We start from the raw sequence: 21,645 nt of genomic DNA on the forward strand, positions 1-21,645 counted from the left end.
CCTCGGCGCTTTCCGGTTCCGGCGCTTTCGCGCTTTTCCCTTTCGGCGTTTCCGACTCTATCAGATCCTTGCGGGCCTGACTCCCAGTCAGCGGGATTTGTCTTCGGGGCTGTTGGGCCCTTCCGACTCCCGAACTCTAGCGGATTTCCCGGGCGGCCCATAATCGGGCCTCGGAAATGAATTCGGGCATGCCGAATTCGTTCCCTGTCGGGGATCGTGCTGAGTTGGGTTGCCGCTACGGGGCGGCGGGATGTGCTGTCGCAGAACCGTTACGGCCCCGCGGCAACTCGGAGTACTTTACGGATCCCCTCCGGGCGTGTCAACCCCGGGTTTGGAGGTCCTCCACGCGGTCCAGCAGGCGGGTCAGGATGTCGCCCAGCAGGCCCCGCTCAGCCGTGGAGAGGTCCTGGAGGAGGTCCTCCTCGAAGACCGAGGCCATGCGCATGGCGTCGAGCCACTTGCTCCGGCCCTCCTGGGTGAGCTCCACGATCACCCGCACGCGGTTGGACTCGTCGCGCTCACGGGTGACCAGCCCCTCCGCCGTCATCCGGTCGATCCGGTGCGTCATCGCGGCCGGCGTCAGTCCCAGCTGCTTGGCCAGCTCGCTCGGGCCCATCCGGTACGGGGCGCCGGCGAGGACGAGGGCCTTGAGGACCTCCCACTCGGCGTTGCTGATGCCCAGGGTCGAGGTCTGGCGTCCGTACGCGACGTTCATCCGGCGGTTCAGCCGGCTCAGCCCCGACACGACCTTCTCGACCTGCGGGTCGAGGTCCTGGAACTCGCGCTGGTAGGCAGCGATCTGCTCGTCGATGGTCGGCTCGTTGACGGCCCCAGTGCCGTCGGGGGTCTCACCCATGGCGATGAGTATGGCACGCCCCATTGGCGTCGAACTCCTTCGATGTGTACTCTTAACACTCGAACTTTAGGTATGAAGTCTTCAGCTCTAAGGGAGGGTGAGAAGTGACCAAGGTGATGGGCGCTGCGATGCGGCGGATCCAGGCCGGGAACGCGCTGACGGCGTTCGGCATCGGCTTCACGGTTCCGTTCCTCTACATCTATGTGGCGCAGGTGCGGCATATGGGCTCCATGTGGGCGACGGGCGCGTTCATCGCCTTCGCCCTCGGTGCGCTCGTCGCGCTCCCCTTCACCGGTCGCGTCATCGACCGCCGCGGTCCCGTCCCGGTCGTGATCGGCGCCGCGGTCACCGCCTCGCTGGGCGCCATGTCCCTCGGGCTGGCGACGGGCGTGCTGCCGATCCTGCTCTCCGCGCTCGCCCTGGGCGCCGGCCAGGCCGTGATGCAGCCCGCGCTGGCCACGATGATCGTGTGGTGCTCCACCCCGGCGACCCGGACGCGAGCCTTCGCGCTCCAGTTCTTCATGCAGAACCTGGGCCTGGGCATCGGCGGCCTGCTCGGCGGACAGATCGTCGACGAGAACCGGCCCGGTAGCTTCACCCTGCTCTTCAGCATCGAGGCCGTGATGTTCCTGGTGCTGGCCGGGGTCGTCCTCTCCGTGAGGATGCCGCACGCGCCCGCCATCAAGGACGCGGTCCCGAAGGACCCGGCGCAGGCCGCCGGCGGCGCCTGGAAGCGACTGCTGCGCCACAAGGCGATGGTCCAGCTGTGCGTGCTCGGGTTCGTGCTGTTCTTCGCCTGCTACGGGCAGTTCGAGTCGGGTCTGGCCGCCTTCGGCACCGAGGCCGCCGGGATCTCCCCCTCGACCCTCGGTTTCGCGCTGGCCGCCAACACCGGCGCGATCGTGGTCGCCCAGTTCGTCGTGCTGAGGATGGTCGAGAAGCGCCGCCGGTCCCGGGTCATCGCGCTGGTCGGCCTGATCTGGACGGGTGCCTGGGTGATCGCCGGGTTCTCCGGGCTGGGGCACGGCAGCGCCGTGATGGCCGCCGCCGCGTTCATCACGACGTACGCGCTCTTCGGTATCGGTGAGGCGATGCTGTCGCCGACTCTGGCCCCGCTGGTCGCGGACCTGGCCCCGGAGGGCTCGGTCGGGCAGTACAACTCCGCCTTCGCCCTGGTGAAGCAGATGGCGCTGGCGCTCGGCCCGCTGGGCGTGCCGGTGGGTGCCGGGCTGCCGATGGTCTACATCGGGATCTTCGTGGTGGTGTCGCTGGGCATCGGGTGGCTGGGTCTGCGGCTGGGGAAGCAGCTGACGGCCGCGCAGGACAACCCGTGGTCGGTGCGTGCCGCGAAGGCGTCGGCGGTGCGGCGCGTGGAGGCCGAGCCGGTCGCCGCGTAGGTCCGGACGGACTCGAAGAGCGAACGTGCGGGGCCCACTCCTCCTGGAGCGGGCCCCGCACGTTTTCCCTAGCTCTTGTCCTTGTCCTTGTCTTTGTCCTTGTCCGGGAGGGCGAACTCGCACCAGACGGCCTTGCCTCCGCCCGGGGTGCGGCGCGAGCCCCAGGAGGAGGCGATGGTCGCGATGATCGAGATGCCGCGGCCGGTCTCGTCGCCCGGTTCGGCGCGGCGGCGCCGTGGGAGGTGGTCGTCCCCGTCGGTGACCTCGACGATCACCCGGCGGTCGGTCCGGCGCAGGCGCAGGCGCATCGGCGGGGTGCCGTGCTGGAGTGAGTTCGCGACGAGTTCGCTGGCCGCCAGTACGCCGAGGTCGCACAGTTCGACGGGGAACCGCCAGGACGCGAGGACGCCCTGTGCGAAGGCGCGGGCGCGGGGGGCCGCTTCGACTCCGCCGAGGAGTTCCAGGGCGGCGTTGTGGAACAGCTCGGCGTCCTGGCCGGTGCGGGTGGGGTGCTGGAGGACGAGGACGGCCACGTCGTCGTCGTGGTCGGCGTCCACGCCGAGGGCGCGCATCAGGCGGTCGCAGATGACCTGAGGGGTGCCCTGGGCTCCGGAGAGGGCGCGTTCCAGAGCGGAGACGCCTTCGTCGATGTCCTCGCCCCGGCGCTCGACCAGGCCGTCCGTATAGAGGACGGCGGTGGAGCCGGGGCCGAGGGCGATGGTGCCGGAGGAGTGCAGCCAGCCGCCGGTGCCGAGCGGGGGCCCGGTGGGGTCGGCGGCGCGGCGGACGGTGCCGTCGGCGTCGCGGACCAGGATGGGCAGGTGGCCGGCGGAGGCGTAGGCCAGGAGCCCTTCGTTGGGGTCGTGGACGGCGTAGACGCAGGTGGCGATCTGGCTGGCGTCGATCTCGGCGGCGAGTCCGTCGAGGAGCTGCAGGACCTCGTGGGGCGGCAGGTCGAGGCGGGCGTACGCGCGGACGGCCGTGCGGAGCTGGCCCATGACGGCGGCGGCGCGGACGCCCCGGCCCATCACGTCGCCGATGACGAGGGCGGTGCGGCCGGCGCCGAGGGTGATGACGTCGTACCAGTCGCCGCCGACGGCGGCCTCGGTGCCGCCGGGCTGGTAGGTGGCGGCGATGCGGAGGTCGTCGGGCTGTTCCAGTTCCTGGGGGAGCAGGGAGCGCTGGAGGGTGACGGCGGCCTCGCGCTGGCGGCGTTCGCTGGCGCGGAGCCGGTCGACGGCCTCGGCGTGGTCGGTGACGTCGGCGAGGTGGATCATCACCCCGGTGCCGCCGGGGTCGGAGTAGGCGACGGGGGTGCAGGTGACGGTGTAGGAGTTCCCGCCGCCGGGGGCTGTGCGGTTCTTGGCGGTGCGGGGCTTGCCGCTGCGCTGAACCTGGTCGAGGAGCGGGAGCAGGCCGAGTTCGCCGAGTTCGGGGAGGGCCTCGGCGGCGGGGGCGCCGACGGGGCGGGGGCCGAAGCCCGCGGTGTACGCGTCGTTGAGGTAGGAGACGCGGTGGTCGGGCCCGTGGACCAGGGCGACGAGGGCCGGGAGCCGGCCGAGGACCTCGCGTACGGAGAGTTCGTCGGGGGAGGGCACGGTGGCGAAGGGGCTGCCGGTGCCGGTGCCGGAGGTGGTGGGGTCGGCGGGACGGCCGTCCGGCGCGGAGACGCGGGCAGCGGGGACGGAGCCTTCGCCTCGTTTGGCCTGGGCGGCGGCGTGTTCGGTCCGGGCGGCGGCGCGGCGTTGCGTTCCGGGAAACCGGGCGCTCCAGCGCGTGAAGTTCACTGCGTTCAAGCCTCGTGGTGTCGCTCGTGGTCGCTGTGTTGTTCAGGGACGGTCGCTGGGCGGTGGGTGCTCCCGCTCGGGTGGGTCCGAGAGCGGGGGCGGTGTACCGGCATGCCTCGCCGTCACGCCGTGGTCACTCTGCGCAGGTGTGGGCACACCTATGGTCACACGTCCAGTGTGGCCGACCGCACTGCCGGCGTCAGCCCTCTCCCGGCTTCTGGAGGTGGGGCCGGGGCCCGTGGTGGCGGATGCCTGCCGCGAGTTCGAATTCGGCGCGGGGGTGTTCGAGGGACCCGAGGGACACGATCTCGCGTTTGAACAGGCCGGCGAGGGTCCATTCGGCGAGGACGCGCATCTTGCGGTTGAGGGTGGGGACCCGGCTGAGGTGGTAGGTGCGGTGCATCAGCCAGGCAGGGTAGCCCTTGATCTTGCGGCCGTAGATGTGGGCGACGCCCTTGTGGAGGCCCAGGGAGGCGACGGAGCCCGCGTACTTGTGCGCGTACTCGGTGAGGAGTTCGCCGCGGAGGGAGGCGAGCAGGTTGTCGGCTAGGGCCTTGGCCTGGCGTAGGGCGTGCTGGGCGTTGGGGGCGCATTCGCGGCCCGGCTCGTCGGCGGTGATGTCGGGGACGGCGGCGGCGTCGCCGGCGGCCCAGGCGTGCTCGACGCCTTCGACGGTGAGGAAGGCGGTGCAGGAGAGCCGGCCGCGTTCGTTCTTGGGCAGGTCGGTGGCGGCGAGGACGGGGTGGGGTTTGACGCCGGCGGTCCAGACGACGGTGCGGGTCGGGAAGCGGCTGCCGTCGCTGAGCACGGCGACGCGGTTCTCGCAGGAGTCGAGGCAGGTGTCCAGGCGTACGTCGATGTTGCGGCGGCGGAGCTCGCTGACGGTGTACTTGCCGAGTTCGGGGCCGACCTCGGGGAGGATGTGGTCGCTCGCCTCGACCAGCACCCACTTCATGTCCTGGGGCTTGATGTTGTGGTAGTAGCGCGAGGCGTAGCGGGCCATGTCCTCGAGTTCGCCGAGGGCTTCGACCCCTGCGTAGCCGCCGCCGACGAAGACGAAGGTGAGGGCGGCGTCGCGGATGGCGGGGTCGCGGGTGGAGGAGGCGATGTCCATCTGCTCGATGACGTGGTTCCGCAGGCCGATGGCCTCCTCGACGGTCTTGAAGCCGATGGCGTAGTCGGCGAGGCCGGGGATGGGCAGGGTGCGGGAGATGGACCCGGGTGCGAGGACGAGTTCGTCGTACTCCAGGTGGAGCGGGCCGGCGCCTTCCTCGTCGGTGGCGAGGGTGTGGACGGTCGCGGTCCGCTTGGCGTGGTCGATGCTCCGGGCCTCGCCGATGACGATGCGGCACTCGGTCAGCACGCGGCGGAGGGGGACGACCACGTGGCGGGGGGAGATGGAACCGGCCGCGGCTTCGGGGAGGAAGGGCTGGTAGGTCATGTAGGGCTCGGGGGTGACCACCGTGACCTCGGCTTCGCCGGCTCTGAGCTTCTGCTGGAGCCGGAGGGCCGTGTACATGCCGACGTAGCCGCCGCCGACGACCAGGATGCGCGTGCGGGGCGGGTTACCGGGGGCCTCGCCCCGGGAGTTAGCAGCCTTCACCATCCCATGACGCATCGTGGCCGGGAGTTTGTCCACAGGCCCGTCAAATTGTGTGACCGGAGGAGGCCGTGGGGCGGTGCTGCCGGAAGGGGTCCGGGGGGTGCAAGGAGTGCAGGTCAGAGGGTCCGGAACGGTCGATTCCGGAGGGCGGAATCGGAAAAGTGGGGGTGAATGCTCCGATCGGGCGGTGGTCCGTACGGGGCTGCCTCTTCTGAATTGACTCTGGCTCAACTATGTTCGTAACTCGTCGAGCAGCAGGACCGGGCCTCGATGACCACGGCCCACTCGACACGAAGGCGGGGAGTGTCTCCGGGGGGAGACAAATGATTACCGGGGGAAACAGATGCACATTTCCGATTTCCATGCTTCTGCGACGGCGCTCACGGACGGCGCCAGCCGCATGATCGCGGGCAGCACCACGCATGGCGTGGGCCGCTCCACTCCGCTGCGCGTGGACGCGCAGCGCAACCTCGAACACGTGCTGCGGGCGGCGCGTGAGGTCTTCGGGGAACTGGGGTACGGGGCCCCGATGGAGGACGTAGCCCGCCGGGCCCGGGTGGGCGTCGGCACCGTGTACCGGCGCTTCCCGAGCAAGGACGTGCTCGTCCGGCGGATAGCCGAGGAGGAGACCGCCCGGCTGACGGAGCAGGCGCGGGCCGCGCTGGGCCAGGAGGAGGAGCCCTGGCAGGCGCTGTCCCGGTTCCTGCGGACCTCCGTGGCCTCGGGTGCCGGCCGGCTGCTGCCGCCGCAGGTGCTGCGGGTCGGCTCGGTGGCCGAGGAGGAGGCCGCGGCGGCTGCCGTGGCGGCCGAGGACGCCCGCGTGCCGCAGCAGCGGCAGCAGTCGGAGCCGCGGATCGTCGGCACGCGTCCGGCCGCACCGGGCGAGCCCGCCGAGGACGCGGGCGCCGGAGCGCTGCTCGAGGTGGTCGGCAAGCTGGTGGAGCGGGCGCGGGCCGCGGGCGAGCTGCGGGCGGACGTCACGGTGGCCGACGTACTGCTGGTGATAGCGACGGCAGCGCCGGCGCTGCCGGACCCGGCCCAGCAGGCCGCTGCCTCGACCCGGCTGCTGGACATCCTGCTGGAGGGCTTGCGCTCGCGTACGGCGTGACGGCGTGACGGCCGGCCGGCTCCGGCCGGCCCGGCCGACCCTGCCACGGGTCACCCGCCCCGGGTCACCCGTGCGGGTGGGACCTGCGGTGGCATGCCGGATCCCTCGAACGACCGACCGCTCGAACGGGTGAGGACACGTGGGGCTATTCGCCGAATCGTGCCCGGATGAGTGGAAGGACCGGAGAGGGGTCCGGCGCCCGGCCCCCGTGTGACACGCTTTCCGGCGTGTACCGGTTGAGGGTCTCGTACGAAGGCTTCCGCGATGGGCGTTGACGGTCGGAACGGACCACACGGTGGTGCCGGGGGCGAGGTCGAGGCGGGCAGCCCGCCCGCACGGCAGGTGCCGGCCCAGCGGGGCCACGGCAGCGGGGCGACCTCGGCCGAACTGCCCCCGTCCGACGGTGACCTGATCGCCCGGCTGCGCGGCGGCGACGACAGCGCCTACGAGGAGCTGTTCCGTCGGCACGCCGATGCCGTACGCCGGTACGCGCGGACCTGTTGCCGCGACGGGCACACCGCCGAGGACCTGACCGCGGAGGTGTTCACGCGGACCCTGCAGGCGGTGCGCGGCGGCGCCGGACCGGACCAGGCGGTGCGGGCGTACCTGCTCACCACCGTCCGCCGGGTGGCCGCCGCGTGGACGAAGACCGCGAAGCGGGAGCAGCTCGTCGAGGACTTCGCGGTGTTCGCGGAGCAGGCGGCAGCGGGAGCTGCGGGTACCGAGGGCACGGCCGGGCCGTCCGGCCTCTCCGGGCTGTCCGGGGAGGACACCCTGGAGCTGGGTGCTGACGTCCGGGCCATGCAGGAGGCCGAGCGCTCGCTGGCCGTGCAGGCGTTCCGGAGCCTTCCCGAGCGGTGGCAGGCCGTGCTGTGGCACACCACCGTCGAGGAGGCCTCGCCCAGCTCGATCGCCCCGCTGTTCGGGCTGACCGCGAACGCGGCGGCGGTGCTGGCCGGCCGGGCCCGGGAGGGCCTGAAGCAGGCGTACTTGCAGGCACACGTGAGTACGGCGCTCAGTGCGGGCGGGGACTGCGCGCGGTACGCGGACCGGCTGGGCGCGTTCGCGCGGGGCGGGCTGCGGATGCGCGCGGAGCGCGGGCTGCGCGGGCACCTGGAGGAGTGCGTGAGGTGCCGGCTGGCCGTCGGCGAGCTCAAGGACGTCAACGCGGGCATCCCGGCGCTGCTTCCGGTCGCGGTCATCGGGTGGTTCGCGGCGGGGTACGCGGCCAAGGCCGCCGGGGTGGTGGCCGGGGGTGCGGTCGCCGCGGGCGGCGCGGGTGCGGCGGCGGCCGCGACGGGCGGTGCGGGTGCGGCGGGCGCTGGTGCGGGTGCCGGTGCGGCCGGCTCGGGTGCCGGTGCCGTCGGCGGGTCCTCCGGGGTGGGGGCCGCGGCGGCCTCCGAGGGGCTCGGGCTGCCCGCGAAGGCCGCCCTCGCGGCCGGCATCGCGGTGGCCGCGGCCGCCGGAGTGGTGTTCGCCTTCGCCGGGGACGAGGTGGAGCCGCAGGCCGGGGCGAAGCCCGCGCCGAGCGCGGCGGCTCCCGTACGACCCGAGCCCCCGGCGCGGCCGGCGCCCTCGCCGAGCCCCTCCGATCCGGAGCCGCCGGCCGCGGTGGCGCCCGTACCGGAGCCGCGGGCCGAACGGCCGTCCCGTCCGGCGGCAGCCCGGCCCTCCCCGGCTCCGTCGCGTACGCAGAGCCCGACCGTCCGCCCGGCTCCGCCGGCGCTGGCACCGAAGCCTTCGACCGTGCCGAAGCCGACCCCGAAGCCGACCTCGCCGCCCGTCTCCGCGCCGCCGACCGGCTACCAGCTGGCCCGGCTCGGCTACGCGGTGCTCGGCGACCACAGCCGTCCCGAGCTGGACGCGTGGCGCAGCAGCTGGGTCTGGCAACGGTGGGGGCTGCGGGTCGGCGGGCAGCGCTTCGAGCAGGGCATCACGGTCAACGCCCGGTCCCGGGTGGAGATCCGGCTCAACCGGCAGTGCACGGCGTTCTCGGCGCGGGTCGGTGTGGACGACCTGTCCCTGCCGAAGGGATCGGGCTCGGGCACCGTGCGCTTCTCCGTCTACGCGGACGGCACCCGCGTCTGGCGCTCCGCGCCGGTCGGCCACGGCGATGCTCCGCTGCCCGTCCGGGTCTCGCTGTCCGGCGCGGAATCCCTCCGCCTCACGGTCGAACGGGCCGACCGGCCCGGCCGGCCGGTCCTCGCGGCCTGGGCGGACGCGGTGATCACCTGCCGTTAGCTCAACGAGGGGGAACGGCGCGGACGCCCGTGCCGGGTCAGGACAGGGCCGGGCGGCGGAGGGGGACGCCGGTGGGGACCGCCCGTCGGCGGGGAGTGGAGGTGCCGGTCCAGCAGGTGCCGCGGCGGGCCAGGAGACGGCGGAGCCAGAGCTCCATCGAGACCAGGTCGGCCAGGCCGTCCAGGGGCATGGGGTGGCCCGCCGCCGCGTCCGTGAGGGCTTGCTGGACGACCCGGGCGTCGATCAGGCCGGCGTCGGCGAGGTAGGGGGAGGAGAAGAGGAGCAGGAGGTCGGGGAGGGCGGCGCGCAGGCCGAGGCGGGTGGCCCGTTCGTTCGGAGTGTGGGTGGCCGCGCCCCAGCCGGGCGGGAGTTCGCGGACGCCGGTGCCGGTGAGGACCTCGCGCAGGATGGTCGCGCGGGCGCCCGGCTGGACGCGCAGGGATTCGGGGAGGGCGCGGGCGGCCCGGACGACCTGGTTGTCCAGGAAGGGGGCGTGCAGGCGCTGGCTGCGGACCTCGGCTGCCTGCTCGAAGACCCGGTGGTCCGCGGCGTGCCGGGCCAGCGCCGAGCGGGCACGGGCCTCGCCGGGGCGGAGCGAGAGCGGTGGCCGCCCGGCCGCGGCGCTGAGCCGGATCGATACTTCGGCCAGTGCCTCGCCGGTGAGCCAGCGGGCCGCCGGGCCGGGCCGGCACCAGGTGAGGGCGGAGAGGGAGGCGTTCACCGGGCCGTCGGGGAGGACGGGCAGGCGGCCGTCGCGGAGCTGGGCCGCGACCGTCTCCACCCCCGCGCGGTACGGCGTACGGGCCAGGCGGCGGGCCGCCGAGTAGACGGTGAGCGGGACCAGCAGCGAGGTGCCCTCCGCCGCGGCCGAGCGGGCCAGCGCGGCCACGGGGCGGATGAGGGGCCGGCGGCGGCGGTCCATCAGCAGGTCGGCCAGCCGGGCCGGGTGCCCGTCGAGGACCTGGCGGGCGCCGTGGCCGACGAGGTGGTCGGCGGACCCGGCGGCGAGCCTGCGCCGCTCGCGGGCGGCCACGACCAGTCCGGGGCCGGGTTCGTCGGTGAGCGGTCCGTCGAGGTCGGCGTACGGGAGGGCGTCGTCGGAGGCGGCGACCACCACGTGGTGCAGGCGCGGGTCGGCGGCGATCGCACGGGCCCGTTCCAGTTCCGGCTCGCGGCCCTGCGGGGTGGCCAGGTCGTTGAAGGTGACGGCCAGCAGCCGTTCGCCGGCGGCGGTGGCGCCGTGGCCGAGGAGGGTGCCGGGCGCGCCCGGGAGTCCGGCGGCGAGCAGCGCGAGGGTGGCGGAGGCGCTGCCGCCGGAGAGGTCGGCGCCGATGCCGGGTACGGGTGCGGGCATGCCGCGGGCCGCGCGGCGGTCCGCCGGCCCCATTCCGGGCACCGGTCCGGGGTCGTACGGCAAGGTCTCGGGAGCATGCCGCGGAGCCGTGAGCCGGGCGCGCACCGCATCCACCAATGCCTCCCGTACGCCCTCCACCGCGCGGCCGGCTTCGAGCTCCGGGGCGGCGACGGCGAGCGAGGCGACGGGCTCGTAGCCGGTGATCTCGCGGGAGCCCTCGCGCAGGATCAGGGCGTGGCCGGGCGGGATGCGCCGGACCCCGGCGTAGGGGGTGCCGTCGCCCAGGGCCTCGGGGCTGTCCGGGCAGGCCAGCAGGGCGGCGAGGTGGCCGATGTCGAGCTGTGCCTCGATCAGGTCGGCGAGCGGCAGCGCGGCCGTGGCGTACGCGGTGCCGCCCGCCCAGGGGGTGTAGAACACGGGCCGGGCTCCGGCCAGGTCGCCGAGGACGCTGATCCGCCGGCCGGTCTGCACCACGACGGTGTGGCTGCCGGACCAGGAGGTCAGGTGGCGCAGGGCGCCGCCGCGGGCGGTGTAGAGGGCGCGGCGGAGTTCTTCGTCGTCGGCGCCGCAGCAGCCGAGCACGGCGAGCCGGGTGAAGGGGTCGGCGGGGTCGGCCGTGACGGTGCGGATCTCGTCGGCTCGCCAGTCGCCGACCGCCCACAGCGGGTCGGGGTCGCCCCAGAGCAGCTGGGCGCCGACGGGGTGGACGGTCCGCTCGGCGTCCTCGGCCGGGTCGTCTGGATGGGCGGCGTCGGCCAGGCCCCCGCGGAGCACGCCGTCGTGGCCGGCGCCGGTCACCCGGCCCGCCGTGCCGAAACTCGCGGCGATACTGCTCCACCCCACCAACCAGCGCATCGCCGCCTCCCCGCTACCAGCTTCGTGGGCACCTGTGGGACGGGGTCCATGCTGCCACGAGAGAGGCGCACAAGGGTCGGCAAAGGGGGCGCACAGATGAGGGAACGCGCGCCGTTCATGCCGCATTTGACGCTCGGTGACCGGAATCCCCGCGCACGCCACAGTCGGTTTTCGGCCATTCTTCGGGCGGGCGGCGGGCGGGTGTTGGCCGTAAGACGGCGGCGCGGGGCGCGGCCCGGGGGGCGCGGCCCACCCCCCGGACCGGTCCGCCACCCGCGGGGATTGAGGCGGCGGTGTCCCCCGGCCCACCGGATCCGCGCAGTGGGCCGACCCACGCACCGGACATCGAATCGCCGCGCTCCCGGCCGGGCCAGAGCGCACGGCCGGGCGCACGGCCACACGGCCGGAGCACGGGCACGGGCGTGCGCCCCCGGCGCTCGGGCGGCGCGCGTTCGCGACCACGGACAACAATCCCGCCATAGGGAAGGCAGGCCCTTAACGCTTGGCATGCGGCGAACTACGCTGGGTTTACGAATGCCGGGCGCCTATGCCCGGCGGCCGGCTTGTGTGGTGCGTTCCGCGTGACGAGGGGTGGCGCATGTCCAGGGAGCTCCGCGAGCCCAACGAGAAACTCGGCGCCGTCCTCGCCCTCGCCGGCATCAGCAACGCGGGGCTGGCCAGGCGGGTCAACGACCTCGGCGCGCAGCGGGGTCTGACGCTCCGCTACGACAAGACCTCGGTGGCCCGGTGGGTGTCGAAGGGCATGGTGCCGCAGGGTGCCGCCCCGCATCTGATCGCGGCCGCGATCGGCGCCAAGCTCGGGCGTCCGGTGCCGCTGCACGAGATCGGGCTGGCCGATGCCGATCCGGCGCCCGAGGTGGGTCTGAGCTTCCCGCGCGACGTGGGGGCGGCCGTGCGTTCGGCCACCGATCTGTACCGGCTGGATCTGGCGGGCCGGCGGGGCGGTGGCGGGATCTGGCAGTCCCTCGCCGGGTCCTTCTCGGTGTCGGCGTACGCGATGCCGGCCTCGCGGTGGCTGATATCGCCGGCGGACAGCTCGGTGGCGCGGGAGGCCGCGCCGCCACCCGGGCCGGCCCCCGCACCGGCCGAGAGCCCTGCCGCCACACCGCACGCCGCCCCACCGCCTGCCGCCACACCACCCGCGGCCGGGACGGCGTCCGGAGCGGCACCCGGGCAGGCGCCGCGGGTCGGGCGGGCGGGCCGGGCGTCGCGGCCGGCGGCCGGGCCCACACCCGGGCAGGCACGCGTGCCGGTGCCCTCACAGGCGTCCACTCCCGCTGCCGTCCCCGCTGCCCCTGCCGCCGCTACTGCCGTGTCCACATCGCCACCGCCGTCGCCCGCGCCGTCGCCGACCTCCGTTGTGCCCTCGCAGCCGGGACCCGAAACGCGCGGCGGACCGGCGCCGCTGCTGTCGGACGCGACACCGCAACGGGTCGGCCACAGCGATGTGGCCAAGCTGCGCGAGGCCGCCGAGGACGCCCGCCGCTGGGACTCCAAGTACGGCGGAGGGGACTGGCGTTCGTCGATGGTCCCCGAATGCCTGCGGGTGGACGCGGCGCCGCTGCTGCTCGGCTCGTACAGCGACGAGGTGGGGCGGGCGCTGTTCGGCGCCACCGCCGAACTGACCCGGCTGGCCGGGTGGATGGCCTTCGACACCGGGCAGCAGGAGGCGGCCCAGCGGTACTACATCCAGGCCTTGCGGCTGGCCCGCGCGGCGGCCGACGTACCGCTCGGCGGGTACGTGCTGGCGTCCATGTCCCTGCAGGCCACCTACCGGGACTTCGCGGACGAGGGAGTGGACCTGGCGCAGGCCGCCGTGGAGCGGAACCGGGGCCTGGCCACCGCCCGGACGATGAGCTTCTTCCGGCTGGTGGAAGCGCGGGCGCACGCCAAAGCGGGGGACTCGCAGGCGGCCGGCTCGGCGCTGCGGGCGGCGGAGGGCTGGCTGGAGCGGGCGCGCGAGGGCGACCCCGACCCGACCTGGCTGGGTTTCTACTCCTACGACCGGTTCGCCGCGGATGCGGCGGAATGCTACCGCGACCTGAAACTGCCCCGGCAGGTCCGGAGGTTCACCGAGCAGGCCCTGTCCCGGCCGACGGAGGAGTACGTGCGCTCGCACGGGCTGCGCCTGGTGGTCAGCGCGGTCGCGGAGCTGGAGTCCGGCAACCTGGACGCGGCCTGCGCGGCCGGGACCCGGGCGGTGGAGGTCGCGGGCCGGATCTCCTCCGCCCGCACCACCGAGTACGTACGGGACCTGCTGCACCGGCTGGAGCCGTACGGGGACGAGCCCCGGGTCGCCGAGCTGCGGGAACGGGCCCGTCCGCTGCTGGTCACGCCCGCCTGACGGGTGACCCGGTGGGCCGGTTTTCGCCTGCTCCGCGGTGCCCCGGCGCTTGGCTGTCAGTGGCACGGTGCAGTATCAGGGGTGGGAGGTGGCGCGAGTGGGCAGCCTGGACTGCGATGTGCTGGTGATCGGCGGCGGAATCGTCGGCCTGTCGACCGCGCACGCGCTGTCGCGGCTCGCGCCGGGCACGCGGGTGGTGGTGCTGGAGAAGGAGGCGGGCCCGGCCCGGCACCAGACCGGCCGCAACAGTGGAGTGATCCACAGCGGGATCTACTACCGCCCGGGGTCACTGAAGGCCCGATTCGCGGTGCGCGGCGCGGCCGAGATGGTCAAGTTCTGTGCGGAGCACGGCATTCCGCACGAGGTGACCGGGAAGCTCATCGTCGCGACGGACCGGTCGGAGCTGCCGCGGTTGCACGCACTGGTCCAGCGCGGCCGGGAGAACGGCATTCCGGTGCGGGAGCTGGGCCCGGCGCAGATCGCCGAGTACGAGCCGGAGGTCCGCGGGCTGGCCGCGATCCACGTCGGCACCACCGGCATCGTGGACTACGGACGGGTCGCCGCGCAGCTGGGCGAGGCATCGGGCGCCGACGTGCTCTACGGGGAGCGGGTGGAGCTGATCTCCCGCCGTCCGTCCGCGGTCGCGGTGCGCACCTCCTCGGGCCTGGTCGTGCGGGCGAAGGCGCTGGTGAACTGCGCGGGGCTGCAGTGCGACCGGGTGGCGCGGCTGGCCGGTGACGACCCGGGCATGCGGATCCTGCCGTTCCGGGGCGAGTACTACGACCTGGCGCGGCCCTCGCTGGTGCGCGGCCTGGTCTACCCGGTGCCCGATCCGGCGTTCCCCTTCCTCGGGGTGCACCTCACCCGGGGCATCGGCGGCGGCGTGCACGTCGGGCCGAACGCGGTGCCGGCGCTGGCCCGCGAGGGGTACGGCTGGTCGGTGGTCCGCCCGCGCGACGTGGCCTCGGAGCTGGTCTGGCCGGGGACCTGGGCGATGGCGCGGCGGCACTGGCGGTACGGCGCCGGGGAGATCCACCGCTCGCTGTCGAAGCGGGCCTTCACGGAGGCGGTGCGGAGGCTGTTGCCGGGGGCCGAGGAAGCGGATCTGCGGCCGGCGGCGGCGGGGGTGCGGGCGCAGGCGGTGCTGCGGGACGGCACGCTGGTGGACGACTTCCTGATCCGCGAGGCGCCGCGGACGGTGCACGTGCTGAACGCGCCATCGCCTGCGGCGACCGCGTCGCTGCCGATCGGGCGTGAGGTCGCCCGGCGGGTGCTTGACGCGGTGCGGGGCTGAGGGATCCGGTCGGCCGGTGGCCTTCCTGTGCGGGGGCTTCGCCCCTGCGACCTTGCCGCTACGCGGAGCCATTGCCCCACCCCGCCCTCCCCCAGACTCCGTCCGGGGGGACCCCCATCCCGAAACTGTGGCCTGCGGCCCCAAACCCCGCCCCCCTTCCGGGGCCGACCCCTTCTACCCGGCCCGCGGGCCCGGTCGTGGCCGGTCGCGCAGTTCCCCGCGCCCCTGACCGGACACATGCCCCGCGGCATGCCGACCCAGAGCCCGCCCCCCTTCCGGGGCCGGCCCCTTCTACCCGGCCCGCGGGCCGGGACGTGGCCGGGCGCGCAGTTCCCCGCGCCCCTGACAGGACACATGGCCCGCGGCGTCCCGACCCCGCGCCCCTGACGGGCGCGGGGCGCGCCGTCTCGTGGGGTGGAACGTAGAATCGACGCACTGTGTCTGAGTCCCTGAATTCCCAGCCCGGCGCCGACGGCGTGGAGCAGTCGGCCCGCGTCGCGGATGTCGACATCGCGGATCTTCCCGTCGAGGCGCCGGAGGCGCCCCCGTACACACCGCCCCGCTGGCGCACCGAGTCTCGGTTCGGGCCGGAAGGGCCCGCGCCCGACCCCGCCGGATCGCACCACGAGCGGCGGATCCGCAGCTTCCAGCCGCGGCGCAGCCGGGTGACCACCGGGCAGGAGGACGCCCTGCGGCGGCTCTGGACCACCTGGGGCCTGGACATCGACGGTCGCTCGGTCATCGATCTCGAGAAGTTGTTCGACGGGCTGCCCGTGGTCCTGGAGATCGGCTTCGGCATGGGTGAGGCCACCGCCCAGATGGCCGCCGACGACCCGGACACCGGCGTCCTCGCCGCCGACGTGCACACCCCCGGCCAGGGCAACCTGCTGGCCCTCGCCGAGCGGAACGGCCTCACCAACGTCCGGGTCGCCAACGGCGACGCGATCATCCTGCTCCGCGAGATGCTGCCACCGGACTCCCTCGCCGGGATGCGCGTCTACTTCCCGGACCCGTGGCCCAAGAAGCGGCACCACAAGCGCCGGCTGATCCAGCCGGAGTTCCTCAGCCTCGCCGCGACCAGGCTGGCGCCCGGTGCCGTGCTGCACTGCGCCACCGACTGGGAGCCGTACGCCGAGCAGATGCTCGAAGTACTCACCGCGCACCCGGACTTCGAGAACACGCAGGAGGACGGCGGTTTCGCACCGCGTCCGGCGTTCCGGCCGCTGACCCGGTTCGAGGGGCAGGGGCTCGACAAGGGGCACGTCGTACACGACCTGCTCTTCCGGCGCACCCCGAACGACGGGAACTGACCCCGACCGGCGAATCCACCGGTACGTCACCGCACGTGTCGGAGGCGCTCGTTACTGTGACGGCATGGAGGTCCGAGCGCTGGGCGGCGCGGCGGTCCGCGCCCTGCTTGCCGCCCGTGACGTTCTCGCGCGCCCGTCGGGCACGGTCCGTACGTGTGTGCTCCTCGGCCTGCTCGCCGTTTCCGGGGCCGCCATCCTGGAGCTGGTCCGGGAGGAGACCGGCACCGCCGGTTTCTTCGTCGGGCTGGGTCTCGCCCTGCTGCCGGTGCCGCTGCTCATGGCGGCGTTCCGGTGGCTGGGCCGGGTCGCGCCCGGCCCCTGGCCGCACCTGCTCTACGCGTTCGGCTGGGGAGCCTGTGCGGCCGCGCTGATCGCCATACTGGCCAACAGTTTCGCGACGGAGTGGATAGCCGGCGCCACCACCGACCCCTCCGACGCGGACCAGCTCGGCTCGGTCGCGATCGCCCCGGTGGTGGAGGAGTCCGCGAAGGCGGCGGCCCTGCTGCTGGTGTTCCTGTTCCGGAGGCGGCGGCTGAGCGGCCTCACCGACGGGATCGTCCTCGCCGGATTCACCGCGACCGGTTTCGCCTTCACCGAGAACATCCTCTACCTCGGCAACGCCTTCGGCGAGGACCTCGGCAGCGGTATCGGCGTGCTCGACTCGCTGACGGCCGCGACCTTCTTCGTGCGGATCATGCTGTCGCCCTTCGCGCATCCGCTGTTCACGGTGCTCACCGGCCTCGGCTTCGGCGCTGCCGCGCTCTGCTCACGCCGTTCGGGGCGGGTGGGTCTGCCGCTGGCGGGACTCGTGCTCGCGATGGGCGTGCACGCGCTCTGGAACAGCTCCTCGGAGCTGGGCGAGTACGGCTTCTACGTGGTGTACGGCTCCGTGATGGTCCCGGCGTTCGGGCTGCTGGTCTGGCTGGCCCTGGCCACCCGTCGGCGCCAACTGCGTACGATGACCAGCGAGTTGGCGGTCTACGCGGCGGCGGGCTGGCTGGCCCCGGCCGAGATCCCGGCGCTGACCTCGATGCCGGCCCGGTCACTGGCCCGCGTCCTGGCCCGGCGGACGGGCGGTCGTACGGGGGGACGGGCGCTGGCCGCCTACCAGGCGGACGCGGCGCAGCTCGCGCTGCTGCGGCACCGGGCGCGGCGCGGCGGCCCGGCGCGGGTACCGGAATTCACCGAGCGGGAGCGGGATCTGCTGGAACGGATGTGGCTGCACCGGCCGGTGGCCGGCCCGGCACTGGTCCGGGCGGCGGCGCTGGAGGAGCTGCTCCCGGCGGAAGACCCCGTCCAGCCCGCGCCCCGGCCCGTGCGGCTGCCGGTCGCTAGACGTTCAGGCCCCTGGACTCCAGCCAGGACAGCGGATCCAGGGTCGAGCCCCCGGCCGTACGCACTTCCAGGTGCAGATGGGCCCCGGTGACGTTGCCGGTCGCACCGACCCGGCCGATGGTCTGGCCGGTGCTCACCGGGCCGGAGGTCACCGACATCGAGGAGAGGTGGCAGTACCAGATCTCGGTGCCGTCGGCGAGCTTGAGCACGATCCGGTAGCCGTAGGCCCCGGACCAGCCCGCCGAGGTGATCGTGCCGCCGTGGACCGCCTTGACCGGGGTACCGGTCGGCGCGGCGAAGTCGAGGCCGGTGTGGTGCCCGGAGGACCACATGGAGCCGGCGTCCCCGTAGTGGGAGGTGAGCGTGTAGGAGGAGGTCGGCAGGGAGTAGGAGCCGGTGGCCGGCTTGGCCGCGCGCTCGGCCTCCGCCTTCTCCTCGGCGGCCTTGCGGGCGGCTTCCTCGGCGGCCTTCTGCGCCGCCTCCTCGGCCGCCTTCCGGGCGGCCTCGTCGGCCGTCTTCCGCGCGGCGTCCTGCTTGGCCTTCGCCTCCGCGGCGGCGGCGTCCTGCGCGGCGCGCTCCGCGGCGAGCAGTTCGGCGGCCGCGGCGGCGTCCTGCTGGGACTCGGCCTGCTGGAGGATGCGGTGGCGGAGCGCCTCACCGGCGTCGGAGCCCGAGGCGGCGACCCGGTCGGCGGCGCCGTCTGCCTGCCGGGGGATGAACGGAGCGGGTCCGGCCTGCCGGCCGCCGACGTTGCCGCCCCTGCCGTCGTCCGCGTCCCGGAGCCCGGCCTTGTCGGCCATCTCGGCGACCTCGCCGGCCACCTGGCCCGCAGCGTCGCCCACGGCATCCAGCGAGGGCAGGGATATGGCGACCTGGGGGCGGTCCTGCGCGGTGGCTATGCCGCTCGCGCCCACGGCCGCGATCACACCGACGCCCAGGACGGTGGAGCTGCGGGCGAGTCCGCCGCGCTGGCGGGTCACCCGGTGTCGGCCGCGTACCGGACGGGCGGAGTCCTCGGTGGGGTTCCATTCGCCCCAGGCACCGGAGGAGGGCTGCTCGGGGTTCTCGTTGCCTTCCACCGGGATGCACTCCTTCCGGCGCGCACGCGCACGGTGCCGCCTGTTGCGACGGTTGGGACGACCGCGCTGCGTTATCGAACGGTAATAGACAGGGGTGCATGATTCCAAGCTGTCGCGATTGATCGTTCCCGCCAATCGGCCATTCCCTGGCCAGGTTTGGGCCGACCATTCCCTCCGTATCCACCACCAACCGGGTCATTTCACAGCTCATTTCGGCATACTCTCGGCCATGAACAGTATGTGACGCACCATCAGACTTGGTGCCGCAGAGCGCTCTTGTGACTACTCGCCGTGATGATGGAGACCCTGGACGCCGCGTCGCCGGCTCCGCTGGCGCTGCCCCGTCCCCTCCGCTTGCCGGGTGACCGCCAGCAGCGCCATGTCGTCCGTGGCCCCGCCGCGCGTATGGCGGCGTACGTCCGCGATGAGCGCGCCCAGCAACTCTTCCGGCCCGGGGTGGATCCGCCCGCGCAGTCGCGCCGCCGGGTCGTAGAAGCCGCCGGTGGCGTCCCGCGCCTCGCTGAGCCCGTCGGTGTAGAGCAGCAGCGTGGCCCCGGCCGGGAACTCCCGTTCCTCGGCCCGGTCCGGCCAGGCCCCCAGCGCCCCCATGCCCAGCGGCAGGGCTGGTTCGGCCGGAGCGAGCCGCCGCACCTCCCCGTCCGGCAACAGCAGCAGCGGTTCCGGATGGCCGCGGTTCACCGTGCGCACCACGGACGCCCCGCGCGGGATCTCGGCCAGCACGCAGGTGGTGAACCCCTCCACCGAGTCCAGCGAGTCCCGCCGGGTGCCCTCCCGGGCGAGCGCCCGCTCCAGCCGTTGCGCCACCCCTTCCAGACTGGACTCCTGCTCGGCCGCCTCCCGGAACGCGCCGAGCACCACGGCGACCGCCTCGACGGCACCCAGCCCCTTGCCCCGTACGTCTCCCACGGCCACCCGCACTCCGTACGGGGTGTCCTGGACGGCGTACAGGTCCCCGCCGATGAACGCGTCGGCCTCGGCGGCCTCGTAGCGGGCGGCGACCTGCAGTCCACCGATGCGCGAGGCCGGTGTGGGCAGCAGGGCCCGCTGGGCCACCTCGGCGATGCCGCGCGCGGAGGCGAGCCGCTCGCCGCTGCGCCGGACCACCCGGTTGATCAGGACCGCCAGCCCGGAGACCGTGGCCACGGTGGCCAGGTCGGTGAGCGACTCCACCGCCCAGGGGTCGCCGTAGTGCACATGGAGGCCGAAGACGGCGGCGCAGGCGAGTACCCCGGTCAGGACGGTGGCGCGGAGCGAATGGAGGGGAGCGGCTACCAGGGGGGCGGCGGAGAAGAACGGTGATCCGGTGAAGCTGGGCGGGGACAGCAGGTCGAAGAGCAGCCCGAGCACGATCAGCAGGGCGGGGAGCACGCGGACCAGCCGCCGTGTCAGCCGGGTCCCGGCCCCGGCGCCGCCCTCACCACCCGCCACGGTCGTCTCCCATCCCTCGGTCAAGGCTGGGGCCACGGAAGGGACCGGGGCGACCGGAGGGGATCCGAACGAGTGATCACCGGCCGGGCAGGCACGTGATGACCGACCGGGCGGGGACGGGGGAACGACGAAGGCCCGGATCCCGATGCTTCACGCATCCGGATCCGGGCCTCGTACTGAGTAGCGGGGACAGGATTTGAACCTGCGACCTCTGGGTTATGAGCCCAGCGAGCTACCGAGCTGCTCCACCCCGCGTCGGTGAACACCACCTTACGCTATCCGGGAGCCCTTCGCCGCCAATTACGTTCCGGGCCGGCCGTACGGGCCCCTCCGCGCTACAGCTTGGCGAGGAATCCGGCCAGGTTCCGGGTCATCCGCTCGATCTGCTGGTCCACCGTCAGGGACTCCTCGAACCGCCCGCCCGGCTCCGGCTGCTTCTTCCCCCGGACGTAGAGGGAGCAGTCCATGTCGGTGCAGAGGTAGATGCCGACCGAGTTCCCCTCGCGCCCCTCCTTGCCGCTCTTGCGGGCGGTCATCAGGGAGACCCCGCTGCCGGGGTGGGTGGTCAGGCAGAGCGAGCACATGCTGCGGTGCAGGAAACCGCGCTTGGCCGACGGGAAGCGGAGGGTGATGCCGGTGGTCCGGCCCTCGTGCCCGGTGACGAGATAGCTGCGGTCGGGTGCGGACAGATCGCGCCAGCCGAGGAAGTCCAGGTCCTCCCAGGGGCGCTCGGCCAGGTCCCTGGGCATGGGCAGGCGGGCCGCCTCGCCCTTGGAGCAGTTGACGAACGAACTGCGGATCTCGGTCTCGGTCAGTGCCTTCATGCCGACACGCTAGGCTGCCTAGGACCCCTAGGCAATTCATTAACGACCCAAGGAAGCGAGGTGTCCATGGCCGTACGGGCCGGACTCACACCTGACCGCATCGTCGAGGCGACCGCCGAGCTGGCGGACTCCGCCGGCTTCGACAGGATCAGCGTCTCGGCGCTCGCCCGTCGCTTCGGCGTCAAGGACGCGAGCCTCTACTCCCACGTCCGCGGCCTCCAGGACCTGCGGGAGCGGCTGGCCGTCCGCTGCGCGGCCGAGTTCGCCGACCGCCTCGGCGCCGCCCTGGCCGGCCGCTCGGGCAGGGACGCCCTGGCCGGCTTCGCCACCGCCTACCGTGCCTACGCCGTGGAGCACCCGGGCCGCTATGCCGCGACCCAGTTCCCGCTCGCCCCGGAGCTCACCGCCGCGTCGCCCGGCCACCGTCTCATGATCGAGTACACCTACGCGCTCTTCCGCGCGTACGAGCTCGCCGAGCCGGACCTCACCGACGCGGTCCGCCTGCTCCGCAGCACCCTGCACGGTTTCGCCGCCCTGGAGGCCGCGGCGGCCTTCCGGGCGCCCCGCTCCCCCGACGCCTCCTGGCCCGCCGTACTGGAGGCCCTGCACACGGCCCTGGTCAACTGGCCCCGGCACGTCCCCGCCTGAACGCCACAGCGCCCCGACCGGATCCCGGTCGGGGCGCTGTGCGAGCGGTAGGCCATGTCGGACTCGAACCGACAACCAATGGATTAAAAGTCCACTGCTCTGCCAATTGAGCTAATGGCCCTGGCGTGCTCTCCCCAGAG

The 21,645-nt window shown here is 73.7% G+C and carries 15 protein-coding genes and 2 tRNA genes; 8 read left to right on the forward strand and 9 right to left on the reverse strand.

The genetic code is table 11. The annotated features are described in order from the left end of the window. Nucleotides 1-319: 319 nt before the first annotated feature. A complete protein-coding gene (locus AC067U_RS08765) occupies nucleotides 320-856 on the reverse strand; it encodes a MarR family winged helix-turn-helix transcriptional regulator (RefSeq protein WP_478829553.1) in 537 nt (178 codons plus the stop codon). A 116-nt stretch (nucleotides 857-972) separates the two neighbouring features. Here AC067U_RS08765 and AC067U_RS08770 point away from each other — a divergent pair, with 116 nt between their 5' ends. Further along, complete coding sequence (locus tag AC067U_RS08770) at nucleotides 973-2,253, forward strand: MFS transporter (RefSeq protein ID WP_478829554.1); 1,281 nt, start codon at nucleotides 973-975, stop codon at nucleotides 2,251-2,253. 68 nt (nucleotides 2,254-2,321) lie between these two features. On the opposite strand, the gene AC067U_RS08775 is transcribed toward AC067U_RS08770, so the two are convergent. Beyond that, a complete protein-coding gene (locus AC067U_RS08775) occupies nucleotides 2,322-4,040 on the reverse strand; it encodes an ATP-binding SpoIIE family protein phosphatase (protein WP_478829555.1) in 1,719 nt (572 codons plus the stop codon). Nucleotides 4,041-4,239: 199 nt separating this feature from the next. Beyond that, nucleotides 4,240-5,646: an NAD(P)/FAD-dependent oxidoreductase gene (locus tag AC067U_RS08780; protein WP_478828955.1), complete on the reverse strand. Its 1,407-nt coding sequence runs from the start codon at nucleotides 5,644-5,646 to the stop codon at nucleotides 4,240-4,242. Between the two features lie 340 nt (nucleotides 5,647-5,986). On the opposite strand from AC067U_RS08780, the gene AC067U_RS08785 reads away from it, so the two are divergent. Further along, nucleotides 5,987-6,751, forward strand: a complete 765-nt coding sequence (locus AC067U_RS08785) for a TetR/AcrR family transcriptional regulator (protein WP_478828956.1) — start codon at nucleotides 5,987-5,989, stop codon at nucleotides 6,749-6,751. A 264-nt stretch (nucleotides 6,752-7,015) separates the two neighbouring features. Further along, nucleotides 7,016-8,992 carry a sigma-70 family RNA polymerase sigma factor gene (locus AC067U_RS08790; RefSeq protein ID WP_478828957.1) on the forward strand — a complete coding sequence of 659 codons (1,977 nt, stop codon included), beginning with the start codon at nucleotides 7,016-7,018 and terminating at the stop codon, nucleotides 8,990-8,992. A 37-nt stretch (nucleotides 8,993-9,029) separates the two neighbouring features. On the opposite strand, the gene AC067U_RS08795 is transcribed toward AC067U_RS08790, so the two are convergent. Continuing rightward, nucleotides 9,030-11,201 carry an asparagine synthase-related protein gene (locus AC067U_RS08795; protein WP_478828958.1) on the reverse strand — a complete coding sequence of 724 codons (2,172 nt, stop codon included), beginning with the start codon at nucleotides 11,199-11,201 and terminating at the stop codon, nucleotides 9,030-9,032. A gap of 598 nt (nucleotides 11,202-11,799) precedes the next feature. Here AC067U_RS08795 and AC067U_RS08800 point away from each other — a divergent pair. The 4 genes from AC067U_RS08800 (at nucleotide 11,800) to AC067U_RS08815 (ending at nucleotide 17,596) form a co-directional block, all read left to right on the forward strand. After that, complete coding sequence (locus AC067U_RS08800; RefSeq protein ID WP_478828959.1) at nucleotides 11,800-13,566, forward strand: sporulation protein; 1,767 nt, start codon at nucleotides 11,800-11,802, stop codon at nucleotides 13,564-13,566. A 97-nt stretch (nucleotides 13,567-13,663) separates the two neighbouring features. Further along, complete coding sequence (lhgO, locus tag AC067U_RS08805) at nucleotides 13,664-14,860, forward strand: L-2-hydroxyglutarate oxidase (RefSeq protein WP_478828960.1); 1,197 nt, start codon at nucleotides 13,664-13,666, stop codon at nucleotides 14,858-14,860. Between the two features lie 509 nt (nucleotides 14,861-15,369). Continuing rightward, complete coding sequence (trmB, locus tag AC067U_RS08810; RefSeq protein ID WP_478829556.1) at nucleotides 15,370-16,170, forward strand: tRNA (guanosine(46)-N7)-methyltransferase TrmB; 801 nt, start codon at nucleotides 15,370-15,372, stop codon at nucleotides 16,168-16,170. A 64-nt stretch (nucleotides 16,171-16,234) separates the two neighbouring features. Continuing rightward, nucleotides 16,235-17,596 (forward strand): PrsW family intramembrane metalloprotease, encoded by a 1,362-nt coding sequence (locus AC067U_RS08815; RefSeq protein WP_478828961.1) that lies wholly within the window; start codon nucleotides 16,235-16,237, stop codon nucleotides 17,594-17,596. Here the strand turns inward: AC067U_RS08815 and AC067U_RS08820 are convergent. From AC067U_RS08820 to AC067U_RS08835, 4 genes are all read right to left on the reverse strand, one after another. Further along, nucleotides 17,502-18,584: a M23 family metallopeptidase gene (locus tag AC067U_RS08820; RefSeq protein WP_478828962.1), complete on the reverse strand. Its 1,083-nt coding sequence runs from the start codon at nucleotides 18,582-18,584 to the stop codon at nucleotides 17,502-17,504. The two genes, AC067U_RS08815 and AC067U_RS08820, sit on opposite strands and share 95 nt — an antisense overlap. A gap of 282 nt (nucleotides 18,585-18,866) precedes the next feature. Continuing rightward, complete coding sequence (locus AC067U_RS08825; RefSeq protein ID WP_478829557.1) at nucleotides 18,867-20,033, reverse strand: PP2C family protein-serine/threonine phosphatase; 1,167 nt, start codon at nucleotides 20,031-20,033, stop codon at nucleotides 18,867-18,869. A gap of 181 nt (nucleotides 20,034-20,214) precedes the next feature. Then, nucleotides 20,215-20,288: transfer RNA gene (locus AC067U_RS08830), tRNA-Met, on the reverse strand. An 80-nt stretch (nucleotides 20,289-20,368) separates the two neighbouring features. Continuing rightward, complete coding sequence (locus tag AC067U_RS08835; RefSeq protein ID WP_478828963.1) at nucleotides 20,369-20,857, reverse strand: FBP domain-containing protein; 489 nt, start codon at nucleotides 20,855-20,857, stop codon at nucleotides 20,369-20,371. A gap of 66 nt (nucleotides 20,858-20,923) precedes the next feature. Here AC067U_RS08835 and AC067U_RS08840 point away from each other — a divergent pair, with 66 nt between their 5' ends. Beyond that, nucleotides 20,924-21,505, forward strand: a complete 582-nt coding sequence (locus AC067U_RS08840; protein WP_478829558.1) for a TetR/AcrR family transcriptional regulator — start codon at nucleotides 20,924-20,926, stop codon at nucleotides 21,503-21,505. A gap of 48 nt (nucleotides 21,506-21,553) precedes the next feature. Here the strand turns inward: AC067U_RS08840 and AC067U_RS08845 are convergent. Then, nucleotides 21,554-21,626: transfer RNA gene (locus AC067U_RS08845), tRNA-Lys, on the reverse strand. Nucleotides 21,627-21,645: the final 19 nt, after the last annotated feature.

Source organism: Streptomyces sp. NPDC043853, from assembly GCF_056436025.1.